This window comes from Oliverpabstia sp., assembly GCF_022785585.1.
GTDB lineage: Bacteria > Bacillota > Clostridia > Lachnospirales > Lachnospiraceae > Oliverpabstia > Oliverpabstia intestinalis.
Genome location: NZ_JALFPR010000107.1, coordinates 67339 through 83018, shown reverse-complemented (window position 1 = coordinate 83018; position 15680 = coordinate 67339). Strand labels below are relative to the sequence as shown.

13 protein-coding genes are annotated in these 15680 nt (G+C 45.4%); 1 reads left to right on the top strand and 12 read right to left on the bottom strand.

Annotation, left to right across the window (positions count from 1 at the left end; translation table 11 throughout):
* Positions 1-129: 129 nt before the first annotated feature.
* From ftsX to MSA64_RS07885, 11 genes are all read right to left on the bottom strand, one after another.
* Entirely contained in the window at positions 130-1047 is a 918-nt protein-coding gene (ftsX, locus tag MSA64_RS07935) for a permease-like cell division protein FtsX (protein WP_154432062.1), read from the bottom strand.
* Positions 1037-1720 (bottom strand): cell division ATP-binding protein FtsE, encoded by a 684-nt coding sequence (gene ftsE, locus MSA64_RS07930; RefSeq protein WP_022172328.1) that lies wholly within the window; start codon positions 1718-1720, stop codon positions 1037-1039. The genes ftsX and ftsE overlap by 11 nt, the downstream gene beginning before the upstream one ends.
* Before the next feature lie 187 nt (positions 1721-1907).
* A complete protein-coding gene (locus MSA64_RS07925; protein ID WP_154432060.1) occupies positions 1908-2993 on the bottom strand; it encodes a PucR family transcriptional regulator in 1086 nt (361 codons plus the stop codon).
* 153 nt (positions 2994-3146) lie between these two features.
* Positions 3147-4022 (bottom strand): YitT family protein, encoded by an 876-nt coding sequence (locus MSA64_RS07920; RefSeq protein WP_154432059.1) that lies wholly within the window; start codon positions 4020-4022, stop codon positions 3147-3149.
* 168 nt (positions 4023-4190) lie between these two features.
* Positions 4191-4529, bottom strand: coding sequence for a PqqD family protein (locus MSA64_RS07915; protein WP_118576045.1), 339 nt, complete (start codon positions 4527-4529; stop codon positions 4191-4193).
* Entirely contained in the window at positions 4529-6472 is a 1944-nt protein-coding gene (locus MSA64_RS07910) for an OPT family oligopeptide transporter (protein ID WP_154432058.1), read from the bottom strand. The genes MSA64_RS07915 and MSA64_RS07910 overlap by 1 nt, the downstream gene beginning before the upstream one ends.
* 137 nt (positions 6473-6609) lie before the next feature.
* Positions 6610-8388, bottom strand: a complete 1779-nt coding sequence (locus MSA64_RS07905) for a cobaltochelatase CobT-related protein (RefSeq protein WP_173884339.1) — start codon at positions 8386-8388, stop codon at positions 6610-6612.
* Positions 8389-9303: an AAA family ATPase gene (locus tag MSA64_RS07900; RefSeq protein WP_022172322.1), complete on the bottom strand. Its 915-nt coding sequence runs from the start codon at positions 9301-9303 to the stop codon at positions 8389-8391.
* 658 nt (positions 9304-9961) lie between these two features.
* Positions 9962-12076 carry a glutamine synthetase III family protein gene (locus MSA64_RS07895; RefSeq protein WP_154432056.1) on the bottom strand — a complete coding sequence of 705 codons (2115 nt, stop codon included), beginning with the start codon at positions 12074-12076 and terminating at the stop codon, positions 9962-9964.
* Between the two features lie 182 nt (positions 12077-12258).
* Complete coding sequence (gene fba / locus MSA64_RS07890) at positions 12259-13122, bottom strand: class II fructose-1,6-bisphosphate aldolase (protein ID WP_022172320.1); 864 nt, start codon at positions 13120-13122, stop codon at positions 12259-12261.
* Positions 13123-13185: 63 nt separating this feature from the next.
* A complete protein-coding gene (locus tag MSA64_RS07885) occupies positions 13186-14076 on the bottom strand; it encodes a diacylglycerol/lipid kinase family protein (protein ID WP_227617954.1) in 891 nt (296 codons plus the stop codon).
* Between the two features lie 262 nt (positions 14077-14338).
* Here MSA64_RS07885 and trxA point away from each other — a divergent pair, with 262 nt between their 5' ends.
* On the top strand, positions 14339-14650 hold the full coding sequence (trxA, locus tag MSA64_RS07880) for a thioredoxin (RefSeq protein WP_117523987.1): 312 nt from the start codon (positions 14339-14341) through the stop codon (positions 14648-14650).
* Between the two features lie 209 nt (positions 14651-14859).
* Here the strand turns inward: trxA and MSA64_RS07875 are convergent, their stop codons facing one another.
* Positions 14860-15531, bottom strand: a complete 672-nt coding sequence (locus MSA64_RS07875) for a Crp/Fnr family transcriptional regulator (RefSeq protein WP_277664249.1) — start codon at positions 15529-15531, stop codon at positions 14860-14862.
* Positions 15532-15680 lie beyond the last annotated feature (149 nt).

Below are 15680 nucleotides of genomic sequence, written 5' to 3'. Positions count from 1 at the left end.
CAATTTCTCAGTTTTTACAGAAACTCATTCATATACAAAGGGGGCTGCCGCTTTCCTGCTGCACCCCCCCCTTTGTATTATTTCCAATCACCTTCGGTGATGGCATTTTGATTTCTCTTTTGTTATTTATCAGACTCTCAGATGTTTGCGGATCGTGATCACACTTCCGAACAGTCCGATACCCATACCAAGGATCAGCGCCACCGGAGTCAGTACTTCGAATACCTTTGTAACGCTCATAAACTGTACCACACTGCTCAGCATACTGAACTTTGTAAGAACATATTCAATCACTTTCTTGTACATGACAAAAAGTAATACCAGCGGAATGATGGCTCCGATCAGACCGATGATCATACCTTCGATCAGAAATGGTGCTCTTACAAAGAAGTTGGTCGCACCGATAAGTTTCATGATACCTATCTCTTCTTTACGAATTGAAATACCGATCGCTACCGTATTACTGATCAGGAAGACCGCCACACAAAGCAGGATCAGAATGATTGCCACGGATATGTAGGTCAATAAGGTGTTAAAGGAAGACAAGGTCTGTGTCGCGCCCTTTAACTGATTCACTTCCCGGACACCATCAAGCCCCTCGATATATTTTACCAGCGCATCCTGATGCTCGATCTTATCCACATAGACGGAATAACTGGAAGAATTCGCCAGCGGATTATCATTCTTAAATCCTTCTGCCATCTCAGATGCCAGTTCTGTATCCCCAAAATACTGTTTTGACCATTCATCCCACGCCTCTTCAGCGGATACATATTCAACCTTCGTTACGCCTTTATACGCCTTGATCTGCTCCCCGATACTGTTGATCGTCGCCTGATCCACACCATCATCAAAAAGAACGGTAACCGCAACGCCTTCCTCTGCATTCTTTACAATATACCGAAAGTTGATCAACAACGAAAAGAACAGACCAAATAAGAAGATACATGCTGTCATAGTGGCTATGGAAGCCGCGGAGAACATGATATTTCTCCATATATTTTTGATTCCCTGTTTGGCACTGTAGCCGATTGTACTAATCCTCAAGATATCCACCTTCCTCTTCGTCGCTGACAATTACACCTTTTCTCATGGTAATTACACGCTTTCTGAATGAATTGACGATTTCTCTGTTATGGGTTACTACCAGAACTGTAGTTCCTCTCTCGTTGATCTCTTCGAGCAGTTTCATAATCTCCAGTGAATTCTTCGGATCCAGATTACCGGTAGGTTCATCTGCCAGAAGAATATTCGGACGGTTGACCAGTGCACGGGCCAGTGCCACACGCTGCTGTTCACCACCGGATAATTCTCTCGGAAATGATTTGTACTTTTCTGCCAGTCCTACCAGTGTGAGAATCTCCGGCACACGCTTTTTGATCACCCGGTTCGGCCTCTCGATCACGCGCTGTGCAAATGCTACATTCTCATATACATTTCTATCTTTCAACAACCGGAAATCCTGAAATACAACGCCTACCCCACGACGGTATTTCGGAACCTTTCTGCGTTTCATCTTGCCGAGATTCTGATCGTTAACAATGATTGTTCCGGAAGTCGGTTCCAGTTCCTTCAACAGTAATTTGATCAGCGTAGATTTCCCGGAACCGCTGTTTCCTACTATAAATACAAATTCCCCTTTATCAATGTGCAGCGATACGTCGTTTAAAGCCGGTTGGCCCTTGGCGTAAGATTTGCTTACATTTTCCAACGTAATCATATACTCCTCCTGTTTCTATTATGTACTCTCTGAATCTTTCTGTGCCTGATTTTGTGAGATGATTTTTGTCAGTTGTGCCAAAATTTCTGAGGCATACGCAGTGCGTACATTGCGGAAATTCGGGTGCGACCTGCGGAAAATCATCCACAAAAGCAAGTGCAGAAAGACTCAGATAGTACATTATTAATCAATAGTCTAAGGTTTCCATATACTTCATATATCGTACAACCATAAGAGCGATCTTGAAGGTGATTGCATCTTCAAACACTCTCAGATCAAGACCGGTGCTCTTCTGGAGCTTATCCAGCCGATATACCAATGTGTTTCTGTGAATGTACAGCTGACGTGATGTCTCAGATACATTCAGACTGTTCTCAAAGAATTTGTTGATGGTCGTGATGGTTTCCTCGTCGAAATCATCCGGCGATTTATTCTCGAAGATCTCCTTTATAAACATCTTGCACAGCGGAATAGGAAGCTGATAGATCAGCCGGCCGATTCCCAGTGAACTGTAGGCAATAATTTCTTTTTCATCAAAGAAAATCTTTCCGACATCCAGGGCCATCCTTGCTTCTTTGTAAGAACGTGAGACCTCCTTAAGTTCTTTTACAATGGTTCCGTATGCAATATGCACAAGTTCATCCTTCTCGCGTACCGCCTGCAGAATCGATTCTGCGATCTTTTGCATCTCTGCATAACCGTCGCCGGGATTTACTTCCTTCACCACGATAATACTCTTCTCATCCACAACGGTGATAAAATCGCCCTTTTTCCCCTGAAAAATATTTTTTACATTTTCAAGAGCCGTATAATCTTTTCCCTGACCGGTTTCCAGGATAAACACCACACGTTTTGTTTCCACATCAATGTGCAGTTTTTTTGCTCTGTTATAAATATCCACCAGAAGCAGGTTATCCAGTAACAGATTTTTGATAAAATTGTCTTTATCAAAGCGCTCTTTGTAGGCCACCAACAGATTCTGGATCTGAAATACTGCCATCTGACCGATCATATAAGTATCTTCACTACCCCCGCTGACAACCAGTACATATTCCAGCCGATTTTCATCATATACTTTGAAAAACTGGTTTTCCTGTACCACCTGACTGTCCGCAGGAGACGCGGCAAATCCTAAAATATCACTGCTGCTTATTTCCGGATTCTGTGCTGTGAATGCCAGGATTTTCCCCTCTGTATCGGCCATACAGAAATCACTTCTGGTAATATTTTTCAAACCATCCAGTGTGTTTTGCAGTATCTGATTTGAAATCATAATCATACCCTCTTTCAGTACATAGTTTATTTAGAATCTGCTATCCACCCCTGATAAGCAAAGTCTCTTAAATCATATTCTAATATAAAATATACAAAAAATAAAGAGAAAAACATGAAAAAGTAACAATCAGAGCAGATTTTCACATTTTGTTCACACCTTATATTCCTGAAATCCTTCTCCCAGAACCTCCCTGGCATCTGTAACGATCATGAATGCTTTCGGATCCACCTGTGCAACCACTTCTTTCAGCTGCACGATCTGTTTTTTACCTACAACGGAAAAAAGCATCAGCCGTTCTGTGCCGGCATACATACCCTGTGCATGGACGCCGGTCACCCCACGGTCCAGATCTTCGAGAATTCTTCTCGATACCTCTTCCTGATGATCCGTAATAATATATACTGCTTTCGCATAATTCAGTCCTTCCTGAAGACCGTCGGTTACTTTTCCCACGATATAAATTGCCACGATGGCATACATTGCTTTGGTCGGTCCGAAAACAAAAGCTCCGATCACCACTATCATCCCGTCGATCACCTGCATGATTCTCGCAATCGAGATGTGTTTTACATACCGTTGGATCAGAGATGCCACCAGATCCGTTCCCCCGGTGGTTCCACGCCCTAAAAATACCAGACCGATACCGGTTCCCTGGATAACACCACCGATCAATACTGCAAGCACCATATCCCCCTCCACCAGTGGAATCACCGGGATCACGGTCAGCCAGAAAGACAGACTGACCGTACCCCAGATGGTTTTTGCCATAAAACCGAAGCCCATAATTTTGATACCAAGGAAAAACATGGGGATATTCAGCAACAGGTTGGTCACCCCCAGCGGAATACCACCCGGAAGCAGCGGTTCCGTCACCGATTTTACAATAATTGCGATGCCGCTGAACCCTCCGTCTACGATCCCGTTGGTATCAAATGCGGATTTCAATGCGATCGACATAAGTGCCGTACCGATAAAAATCAGCAGATAATCTCTGATCCATGGTTTTTGTTTGATCATACTCTTCATTTCTTCACCACGCCTTTTCTTTACCTCAAAAAAGTATCCTGAAAACCAAAATTGGTCCACTGAACCACATTATGCCCGCTGTCTGAAAGCTCTGTCCTCCCGGTTATTCTACCCGAAATACAGGTTTTCATTATTTTGCATAGTAATGATTCAGTGAACCAATTTCAGTTATTTTTTATAAGTGATATATTTGTTCTCTGCCAGAATGCGAAAAAACGTTGTCAGCCGTTCATAAAGAGGTTCTGCCTCTTTGCCGAAATGTTCTTTCACTTTCTGTCCGATCTCATAGATGTTCTGTTCTCCGTCAATTTCTTTCCAGATAAAACTTCCGAATGCATCCATGTGAATATGGCTTACCTTTGGGCGGTTGAAAGCAATCTGTGCCACTTTGGCGGCAAGGCCACGGTGAGTGACCTCCACCGTGACGATTGCCCCTTCATCCTCCTGCCAGGGAAGCTGTGGATTCTTTACAGGAACAAAATCCAGATAATTTCTTTTATCTCTCATTATTTGCTTTTTGTCTTACTCCATACAGAGAATTTCAGCAGACTCAGGATCATCAGAGCCAGTACGATCAGTCCGACAATGTTTCCTGCTGCACCGGACAGATTGAACAGACCACCGATGATAGCACCGATACTGTTGTCACCCACTTTAATGATAGCAAGAACTGCCATCAGGATACCAACCAGACCTTCGCCGGCGATCATACCGGCACAGTACAACGTACCGTTGCTGATCATTTCTTTCTTCTTCGCTTCTGCTTCTTTCTTCTTATCCAGGAACAGACGAACCACACCACCTACCATAATACCGCAGGACAGGTAGATCGGCAGATACAGACCGATAGCAAACGGCATAACCGGTACACGAAGTACTTCCAGAGCCAGAGCCAGAAATACACCCATGAATACCAGTACCCACGGGAGTTTTGCATCCATGATACCTTCCACGATCATTTTCATCAGAGTAGCCTGTGGTGCAGGGATCTCTGCGGAACCAAAGCCCCATGCTTTGTTTAACAGAGACATAACGCCTGCAATTGCAAAACCGGAAGCAACAACACCGATCAGCTCACCTACCTGCTGTTTTGCAGGAGTCGCACCTACGATAAATCCGGTCTTTAAGTCCTGAGAAGTATCACCTGCGATCGCTGCGATGACACAGATGATAGAACCGATTGCGATAGCACCGGTCATACCTGCCATACCGGTGTTACCGGTAGCTTTCAGTACAAATGTGGAAATCAGCAGAGTTGCGATCGCCATACCTGAAACCGGGTTGTTGGAACTTCCGATCAGACCAACCATTCTGGAAGATACGGTTGCGAAGAAGAAGCCAAAGATTGCGATCAGGAATGCACCCAGAAGGCTTACCGGTACAGACGGTACCAACCAGATCAGGATGATCACGATCAGAATGATTCCGAGAACAACCGGCATCTTCAGATCACGGTCAGTACGGACATTTGTTCCGCCGGATGTATTTTTCAGACTCTTCATTGCTCCGGCAAATGTTTTTATGATCAGTGGCAGAGATTTCAGAAGGCTGATCACACCACCGGTAGCGATCGCGCCGGCACCCACGTATTTGATAACGTTAGACCAAATAGCACTTGCTCCGTTTGCTTCGTAAACTTCTGCGATAGTCTGACCTGCCAGACCGGTGTTGCCCAGTGTGGCAAAATCGACGCTTCCGCCGAAGAAAACAACTGCCGGAATCAAAACCAGCCATGCAATGATACCGCCGGCAAACATATAAGAGGAAATGGATGGTCCACAGATGTAGCCAACACCGATCAGTGCCGGGTAGATCTCCACACCGATCTGTCCTGCATATCCTTTAATATTCGGGGTTGTAATATCGGACGGAACAATTTTCAGGCCGTCTACGATAAATTTGAATGCAGCACCAAGTCCCATACCTGCAAATACAGTAGAAGCGTTAGAACCTCCCTCTTCACCTGCCAGCAGAACCTCTGCACATGCCATTCCTTCCGGATACGGCAGGGTACCGTGTTCTTCTACGATCAGTGCTTTTCTCAGCGGGATCATGAACAGAACACCCAGGATACCACCAAACAGGGCGATCAGGGTAATCTCCAAGTAACCGGGCATAGCAATTTTTCCTTCCTCTGCCCACAGGAATAATGCCGGCATGGTGAAGATTGCACCTGCCGCTAATGACTCACCGGCTGAACCGATAGTCTGGACCATGTTGCTCTCCAGAATGGAGTTCTTTTTCATGATCACACGAATCACACCCAGGGAAATAACTGCTGCCGGAATGGAAGCAGATACAGTCATACCGACTTTTAATCCCAGGTATGCGTTTGCTGCGCCGAATACCACTGCCAGAATAATACCCATCAGGATCGATGTCACGGTAAATTCCGGAAGAACTTTGTCCGCACTGATATAAGGCTTGAAGCTTTCGTTCTTCTTGTCCATTTTTCTTTTCTCCCTTGTCTCATCCTCCGAACGAAGAGGATTCATATTCAGACTCCAAACTGTTACTAAAGCTTCAACAGCTTAGAGTCATACTAATTTACTATAACAAAATCGTCTGTCGGATTCAATGAGAAATATTAACAATTTTCTTCTATTTGTTTGTTCAAATAGCTACCAACGATGCGGGAAAATCTGGAAATATCACGAATATAGGCAAAGTCCCGGCCAAAGATCTTTTTTTCTGCCTCCAGATCCTTCTCTTCTCCCGCGAACACGCCCAGTACAGACACTCCGAGATTTCTTAACCGTCGTACCTCTGTTCCGGTATCCCGCACCGCATATTTTCCCTGATACGGCTGGGGATTTCTCCCATTCGGGCGGTTTAAAATCACATCGTAAGGTCTTCCGTCACTGAGAATGATCATAATCTTACGCTCCTCTTCCCGTTCAAGGAGGCCCAGAGAAGCTGCCCGGATGGCCAGTCCATCCCGGTTATTGGAAGATGTGGTAAAATTAAAAATCTTTTCATTTGCCGATGCATCTTCATCATATTCCCGGTATCGCTGCAGGATCGTATGATCCCAGAAGGTACAAAAGCTCATCACACGATGCGGGATATGCACGCTGCTCAAAGCCTGCATGATGATATATGCCTGCAGTGCCACCTGTTCCTGCCGCACCCTCTGGGAACCGCTGGCATCGATCAAAACATCCACCACAAAGGTGCTTCCGTCTGCCGGACAGATCTGGGAAAACAGTTTGGCATCCCGGCTCCTCCCAATCTTCCAGAGTCTTTCCGGGCAGATCTTTCCCCTGTCGGAAAGGATTGTTATCTCTTCCTGTCGCATGGCCATAGCTTTTTTCAGGATTCCGGAAAGAATCACAATATTCTGTTTTACCGTCCGGTGATTGTCATAATAAGCGTATTTATTTTTCCCCTGTTGTTTTTTTGCATACTCCAGCTGATAATTTTTCTTCACCGGATTGGCCAGAATTCCATCCGTAAAATACAGTCCACAGTCTGCATGGATACCGCGGCATAACTGAAAATTAATCTTTTTTTCTTCCAGCGGCGACAGATAGGTTTTCCCGAAATTCAGCTCAATATACGTATATACTTTTTTCAGATCTTCTTCTGATACCCGGACGATCTTTCTCTTCTTGGAACTTTCTTTCTCGTCTTTTTTTTCTTCTGCGTGATTCTGTCCTGTGGCAGTCATCTGCTGGCTCATCTGTTCCAGGTAGGCTTCAAAGTTTTCTTCATACATATCTTCTGTCAGAAAATCCTGCCAGCTGTATTCCATCAGTTCTTCCACTGTGACAGCAAGCACTTTGGACAGATCACCGTGTATCTGTTCGAATCCAGGATCTACCCAGGCATTATAGCAGTCGTCGATCGTGCGGATCACTTCCAGCGTATCAGCTGCCTTCTCCAGCGGTTCGATCCGGTCCAGCTGTTTCCGGATCTTCTCTTCACACCGCCTTTCCCCGGTCAGTACCTGCCGCATCATCGCCAGCTGCAGCCGCCCGAACTCTGATTTCACCATCGTATCCATCTCGTGATCCAGCACATATTCATATGCTTTTTTCTGAATCGAAGACACACCTTTTCGCTCCCGGGCGATCCGGTCTCCCACCGCTTTTTCCATACACAGCTGCGCGATTGCCACCAGCGCATCCTCACGGGCACCCAGATAGACTTTTTTTACCAGATACATACTGAGCTTTTCTTTTTCAAAATATTTTGCAAAGGCTCCCTGTTTGATCCCGTCATACAGGGCAATATATTTTGATTTCAAAAAGGCTTCCACATCCGGCTTCGCCTCAAGCGTGTAATCGCCGCACACGGTCCAGATGATGTTTTTCATCCTGTTTGCAATCTCTAACTGTCTTTCTTCCAGTTCCTCTCTGTTCATCTAAAACACCTGCGCTGCGGTCCATTCTTCCGGAATTCTGGTCATGACCACATCTTCTACAATCTCTTTTTCAAATCCGTCAAAACACTTATTGATCACACCCATCCTCACAGCCAGAGACGGTTTCAGTCCCTGGCGGATCGCCCGCAACGAAGCAAGGATTCCTCGAAGATCCAGAGCTTTTGTGGATATTTCTCCGTTCTCCGCCTTTTTTTGCAGATCCAGAAAAAGTCCGATAAACTGTTCGATGGCTTCCGGTTTTCCCTCCGGGAATGAAGTGGTAAATATTTTTTCCAGGGTTTCTTCGTTCTGGTCCGGCATCTGAATCACCAGAAAACGGGATACCAGCGCTTCGTTCAGTTCCTTGGTCCCCGCATAGCCGTAGTTCATCGTTCCGATAAAACGTGCCGCGGGATGCAGCTCAATTTTGTCATATCCCGGCACATCGATACTTCTTCGATAGTCCAGAGTTGCATGCAGCACAGATACCGCATCGTTTTTTGCCATATTGATTTCATCCAGTATGCCAAATCCACCGTATTCCGCACATTGATAGATGCTTCCTTTTCGCAGTTTGACCTGATTATCTTCAAAGGTATCCGTTCCTATCAGATCACCGCTTCCTGTGTTGACATGGAAGGAAATGTTATAAGTGGGTCTTTGGAAGATCCATGCCAGATTTTCCGCCAGAACATTTTTTCCGGTGGCTTTGGAACCGGAAAGTAACAGGTTTTCTTTCTGCAGCAATGCGGCAATTCCCATCTCCAGAATCTCGGTTCCATAGAAAGGCATCATAGGATCGCTTACCCGGTATTTTACTTTTTCTTCTACCGGGTACTGATTTCTGAATTCTTCTACTGCGCGGATCAATTGGGGATGAACTTGCTGTTGTTCAAGATATGTTCGTACATCCATCGTTGTTTTTTCTCCTTTATTCACTATTTGTTCATTTTTCTTTCAAAATACATTCACTTTTGCATCATTATTTTTTCATTTCTGTTGCATATAATACATTATAACAAATCAAAAGAAAGATACAAGCGAATTACTTTTGATAACACTTTTTCATAATTGTGCCAGGTACCTTTGGAAGGAGGTAGCTGGCACCCTCCTTTTTATGGAGGAAATGAGTTGTGAATATGCGGACGCCGACAGAGGGCACACAGCCAGGGGCAGGGAACGTGGGCAGGGCAACTTTGAGCTAGCCGCCAACTCCGACTATGATTCACGAGGGTCGGCTGACCCTCGCGAAAGTCTGCGTAGGCGTCGGATCTCAAAGCTTGCCCTAAACGCCCACAAAGTGTTCCCTGCCCCTGGCTGTGTGCCCTCTGTCGGCTGGGTATTGACAACTGGGAGGGATGACGTTGTCGTATGTTATACGTTTTTTCCATAATATTATGGATTTAAATGAGTAACTGATTTACGTATTTTGGAGTGATTGTTTCCTCTCCTCATAGTGTTGCCATTTTCATACACTGACAGATTTTATGTTCTACGTAAGAATGCCCGTAAGTGGAAGGGGATTTTTCCACTTGCGGGCATTTATTTTTATATAATTGGTTTGATTTTTTGTTTAGACTTCGAACATCAGGTCGCCGTAGGATGGCATTGGCCACATTTCTTTGTCTACGATCATTTCCAGCTGGTCGATTGGTTTGCGCAGAGCTTCCATGGCGGTGTTTACTTCATCGTGGTAGTATCTTGCCTGGCGCTCGTTGTTTTCGATCAGGGATGCAGCTTCCGTTTTTTCCTTGAGGGTCTTGAGGGCTGTCTGGCTTTCTCTCAGGAGTTTTGTGGTTTCTTTCAGAAGTTCGGTCTCCACGCTCACGTCCATACCCGGGATGGTCTGGATGGAGATAATGGCATCAGCCAGATGCTTTGCGTATTTGATCACGGCAGGGATGATCTGTTTTGCGGCAATGTCGATCATGGCTCTTGCTTCCACGTTGATTTCTTTTGCGTAAGTCTCGTATTTGACTTCGGTACGGGACTCCAGTTCTGTCTTTGTAAATACATGGAAGTGTTCGAACATGGCGATGGATTTCTCTGTGGTCAGCGCTGGAATGGCATCTACCATGGAGCGGATGTTTGGCAGACCACGGCGTTTTGCTTCTTCTACCCATGCATCGGAGTATCCGTTTCCGTTGAAGATGATTCTCTGATGTTCTGCGCAGTTTGTCTTGATCAGATCATGAACTGCCACATCGAAATCTTCCGCATTTTCCAGAATCTCGCAGGCTTCCTGGAAAGCTTCTGCCACGATGGTATTCAAAACGATATTCGGTGCTGCCACAGAATCCTGGGAACCTACCATACGGAACTCAAATTTGTTTCCGGTAAAAGCAAATGGTGAGGTGCGGTTTCTGTCGGTAGCATCTTTTGCCAGATCCGGCAGGGTACGCACACCGGTCATCAGACGGCCGCCTTTTAAGCTGTGATCTGCAGTACCGGTGCTTACCAGCTGTTCTACCACATCTTCCAGCTGTTCGCCCAGATAGATGGAGATGATAGCCGGCGGAGCCTCGTTTGCGCCCAGACGGTGATCGTTACCGACATCGGATGCGGATTCGCGCAACAGATCTGCATGACGGTCTACAGCTTTCAGGATACAGCTCAGTACCAGAAGGAACTGTACGTTCTCATGCGGTGTTTTTCCCGGCTCTAACAGATTGATACCATCATCGGTAACCAGAGACCAGTTATCGTGTTTTCCGGATCCGTTAACACCTGCAAATGGTTTTTCATGCAGGATGCATTTGAGACCGTGTCTTCTTGCCACACGTTTCAGAGTCTGCATGATGATCTGGTTGTGGTCTACGGCGATGTTTGCCGGTGCGTAGATCGGAGCAAGTTCGTGCTGTGCCGGCGCAACTTCATTGTGCTGGGTCTTTGAAGATACACCCAGTTTCCACAGCTCTTCGTTGACATCTTTCATGTAACCGGCGATCTTCTGACGGATGGTTCCGAAGTAATGATCATCCAGCTCCTGACCTTTTGGAGGCATCGCGCCGAACAGGGTTCTTCCGGTATAAATCAGATCTTTTCTCTTCATAAATTTTGCCGCATCTACCAGGAAATACTCCTGTTCCGCACCAACAGATGGGGTCACTTTTTTGGAAGTAGTATTGCCAAACAATCGGATCAGACGAAGGGCTTCTTTGTTGATGGCCTCCATGGAGCGAAGCAGTGGAGTTTTCTGATCCAGTGCTTCTCCTGTATATGAACAGAATGCTGTTGGGATGCAAAGGGTTGCACCTGCAGCATCCTGGCGCACAAACGCCGGTGAAGTACAATCCCATGCTGTATATCCTCTTGCCTCAAAAGTCGCACGCAGACCACCGGACGGGAAAGAAGATGCATCCGGTTCACCCTTGATCAGCTCTTTTCCTGAAAAGCTCATCAGTACCTTTCCGTCTGCTTTCGGTGCTGTGATAAATGCATCGTGCTTTTCTGCAGTTACACCCGTCAGAGGCTGGAACCAGTGACTGTAATGGGTAGCGCCTTTTTCAATCGCCCATTCTTTCATCTCATGAGCGACCACATCAGCAATCTCCAACGTCAGTTCTTTTCCCTCTTCCATCGTCTGTTTCAGTTCTTTGTACACTTTTTTAGGCAGGCGGGCCTGCATGACCGCATCGTTAAATACATTTTCTCCGAAAATCTCAACCACGTTTACATACTCACTCATTTTTCCTATCCTTTCCGTCTTACCACGATTTCCATCTCCATGTTTTCCGCTGCCATGTTCTCCGCCATGGCCCATCGACTGCTGGCTTCAAAAAAGGCAGTCCACTTTTTTGATAAGCAGACTGCCTACTTGTTGCCATGTATATCAAAGCTGGTCTGACCGACCAATTTTGATTAGATTTCTCAAGCTTTGTTTACAGAACCGAACAGTTCCATTTTTTCTTTTACAGTAGCTTTGATTGCTTCTGCTCCCGGAGCCAGAAGTTTTCTTGGGTCAAAGCCTTTACCTTCCAGGTCTTTTCCAGCTTCGATGTATTTACGTGTAGCATCAGCAAATGCCAGCTGGCACTCTGTATTTACGTTGATTTTGGATACGCCCAGGTCGATTGCTTTTTTGATCTGATCAGCCGGGATACCTGTACCACCGTGCAGTACCAGAGGCAGTTCTCCTGTCAGTTCCTGAACTGCTGCCAGAGTTTCAAAACTCAGACCTTTCCAGTTTGCCGGATATTTTCCGTGGATGTTACCGATACCTGCTGCCAGGAAATCAACACCCAGATCTGCGATCATTTTACATTCCTTCGGATCTGCACACTCGCCGGCACCGATAACGCCGTCTTCTTCACCACCGATGGAACCAACCTCTGCTTCCAGAGACATTCCGTGTTCTGCAACGATCTTAACCAGTTCTTTTGTTTTTGCAACGTTCTCTTCGATTGGGTAATGAGAACCGTCGAACATGATAGAAGAGAAACCTGCTTCTACACATTTCAGGCATCCTTCATAGCTGCCGTGATCCAGATGCAGAGCAACCGGAACAGTGATATTCAGCTCTTCCAGCATTCCGTTAACCATTCCTACAACAGTTTTATAACCTGTCATATATTTTCCGGCACCTTCGGATACACCAAGGATTACTGGAGAATTACATTCCTGTGCAGTCTGCAGAATCGCTTTTGTCCACTCAAGATTGTTGATGTTGAACTGTCCTACTGCATAGTGACCTGCTTTTGCTTTTTTTAACATTTCTGTAGCTGATACTAACATAATCAAACCTCCTACGTTCACGTTTTAATTTCTTGTATATTATAACCCATCAACTTCTGAAATTCAAGAGTTGATAAGAATATCAAGCGCCTGCTTTCTGTTTTTTATTCTTACCTCTTTATGCTCGCCGCCGAATTCACCGTCAAGCGTCCAGGAAATCGCTTCATCTCCGTGGATATACAGGCTGTTCGCCTTAAATGCATCGATCATATCCGTGTCATCGTACGCATTGATCAATGCGGCAATGATCTCATTTAATTCCAGCGGATTTTTCGGTTTTTTGATCAGTGTAACTTCAAACAGACCGTCATCCATCTCCACATCGTTTCCCACCAGATTACGAAATCCTCCTATGGAATGGGAATTTGTGATCATTCCATAGATATAATCGCCCTCATGGACTTCTCCGTTGGCTTCCACACACAGATGGTAGGTCTTTACATCAAAGATTCTCTTTGCGCCTTCCATCACATAGGCAAGATGTCCCAGAATATTTTTCAGATCCTGGCTTGTTTCATACGAAACATCAGTAAACATGCCGAAAGCTGCCACATAGATAAAATTATCTTCATTAAAGCTTCCCACATCCACAGAAAACAGATGGCCGTCCACGATATCCTGCGCTGCTTTCACCATATCCCGCGGGATCTCGAGGCTGCTTGCAAAATCGTTTGTACTTCCCGCCGGAATATAACCGAGTGGTACATTCGCACCGATTTCCATCAGACCGGTAACCACTTCATCAAGAGTTCCGTCTCCGCCGCTGCACACGATCAGATCGACCTCTTCAGCCATGCTCTTTGCCATTTTTTCCGCATCCTTCGCCCCCTGGGTCGGATGCACCACTACTTCATAGCCGCCCTTGACAAAAACATCGATGATGTCCATCAGTTTGTTGCGGATCTGCCCTTTTCCGGATCGCGGATTGAAGATAAACAGCATTCTTCCTTTCATAGTACACCTCATCTCTTCATTCTTTCTTACAGTTTTCCCACGATAAACCCTCTTTTTCACAGACATTTCCCTGTCTGCCCGTTTGGGCTCATTATACCACGCCTTTTGTCTTTTGTAATCAGTTTGATTTCTAAAATTTTACAGAAAATTCACGAAAATACCGTCATATTTTCTTCAGATTTGTGTTTGTGACTTAATCACAGAATCTTTCCCGGCAGATGTGGTATCCTATTATCATAAAAATACAGGAGGTCATAGTACTATGGAATATACATTTACAACAGACAATTTTGAAGCAGAAGTGCTCGGCTCCGATGTGCCGGTGCTGGTTGATTTCTGGGCTACCTGGTGCATGCCGTGCCGTATGCTTGCCCCCGTGATCGAAGAGATTGCTTCGGAAAATGAAGGCAAAATCAAAGTAGGCAAAGTCAACGTAGACGAAAACCCGGATCTGGCAAGAAAGTACCGCGTGATGAGCATTCCTACCGTTCTGGTATTTAAAAACGGCGAGCTGACAGCTACCAGCGTCGGCGTGGACAGTAAGGAAAATATTCTGAAACTGCTGGAGAAATAAACAGATCACTACAGAAAAATCCCCCGGTAAGCGGAATGTCGTCCGATACCGGGGGATTTTCTGCTGTTACAGCCTCCAGAAGAATCTGATCGCCCGGTTCATACACATGATAGCACACCAGATTGACCTCTTCTTTTCCCTGTTCTGACACAATCTCTCTTCCCTGTTGCTCGATCACTTTTTTTCAAAAAATCGTGCATATTTTCTTCTTATATTTTTTTATATAATTCTTTCCGATCGACCACACGGACGCCACCGCGGAACAACTCCACACAGCCACCTTTTACCAGACCTTTCAGTGTTCTGCTAACTGCTTCTCTGGCACTTCCAATAGCTCTTGCAATCTGCTCCTGCGTCATATAAATCTTTCCGTCTTTTTCTCCGGCCGCCTCATCCAGAAGAAATCCGACCAGACGCTGCTCCAGACTGGCAAACAGAATTTTCTGTATCGCGGCGATAATATCAGAAAAACTCTCATTGATCTTTTTATAGATAAAGTTCTCCAGATAGATATTCTTTTCCATGATCTGTCGCAGGATACCCGTCGGAAGCAGATATACTTCACTGTCCGTCTCAGCATCGATCTGAATATCAAAAGGTAGGGCCGGAAGCAGGCAGGATGCCGAAATCACACAGAGTTCTCCCGGATGTATCCGGCATACAGTAGCTTCTTTTCCGGCTTCCGATACCAGATTGGCACGCAGGATACCATCACATACCAGAAAAATCCCCAGACAGTCTCTTCCTGTGTCCGTGACCATCTGCCCTTCTTCGTAGGTACACCATCGAATCTGTTCCTGAAGCATCTTCTTTTCCTCCTCCGAAAGATGTCTCCAGAAAGAATAATTTTCAAATAACTGCTCTATCTTTGTCCGTTCCATGCCGTCTCCTTTTTCCGATCTTTTCTGTCTGCATTATAAAACAGTTGTTGAGTTACTGTCAACAAACACAATATCGGACTGCCCCATAGTAAAACTTTGCTTTTTACCTGCATAACGAGATAAAACACACTTCACGAATTCTACTTGAT

Coding starts and splice junctions, on each gene's coding strand:
- ftsE (WP_022172328.1), bottom strand. CDS start 1,720: ATGATTACGTTGGAAAATGTAAGCAAATCTTACGCCAAGGGCCAACCG.
- MSA64_RS07925 (WP_154432060.1), bottom strand. CDS start 2,993: ATGATTTCAAATCAGATACTGCAAAACACACTGGATGGTTTGAAAAAT.
- MSA64_RS07920 (WP_154432059.1), bottom strand. CDS start 4,022: ATGAAGAGTATGATCAAACAAAAACCATGGATCAGAGATTATCTGCTG.
- MSA64_RS07915 (WP_118576045.1), bottom strand. CDS start 4,529: ATGAGAGATAAAAGAAATTATCTGGATTTTGTTCCTGTAAAGAATCCA.
- MSA64_RS07910 (WP_154432058.1), bottom strand. CDS start 6,472: ATGGACAAGAAGAACGAAAGCTTCAAGCCTTATATCAGTGCGGACAAA.
- MSA64_RS07905 (WP_173884339.1), bottom strand. CDS start 8,388: ATGAACAGAGAGGAACTGGAAGAAAGACAGTTAGAGATTGCAAACAGG.
- MSA64_RS07900 (WP_022172322.1), bottom strand. CDS start 9,303: ATGGATGTACGAACATATCTTGAACAACAGCAAGTTCATCCCCAATTG.
- MSA64_RS07895 (WP_154432056.1), bottom strand. CDS start 12,076: ATGAGTGAGTATGTAAACGTGGTTGAGATTTTCGGAGAAAATGTATTT.
- fba (WP_022172320.1), bottom strand. CDS start 13,122: ATGTTAGTATCAGCTACAGAAATGTTAAAAAAAGCAAAAGCAGGTCAC.
- MSA64_RS07885 (WP_227617954.1), bottom strand. CDS start 14,076: ATGAAAGGAAGAATGCTGTTTATCTTCAATCCGCGATCCGGAAAAGGG.
- trxA (WP_117523987.1), top strand. CDS start 14,339: ATGGAATATACATTTACAACAGACAATTTTGAAGCAGAAGTGCTCGGC.
- MSA64_RS07875 (WP_277664249.1), bottom strand. CDS start 15,531: ATGGAACGGACAAAGATAGAGCAGTTATTTGAAAATTATTCTTTCTGG.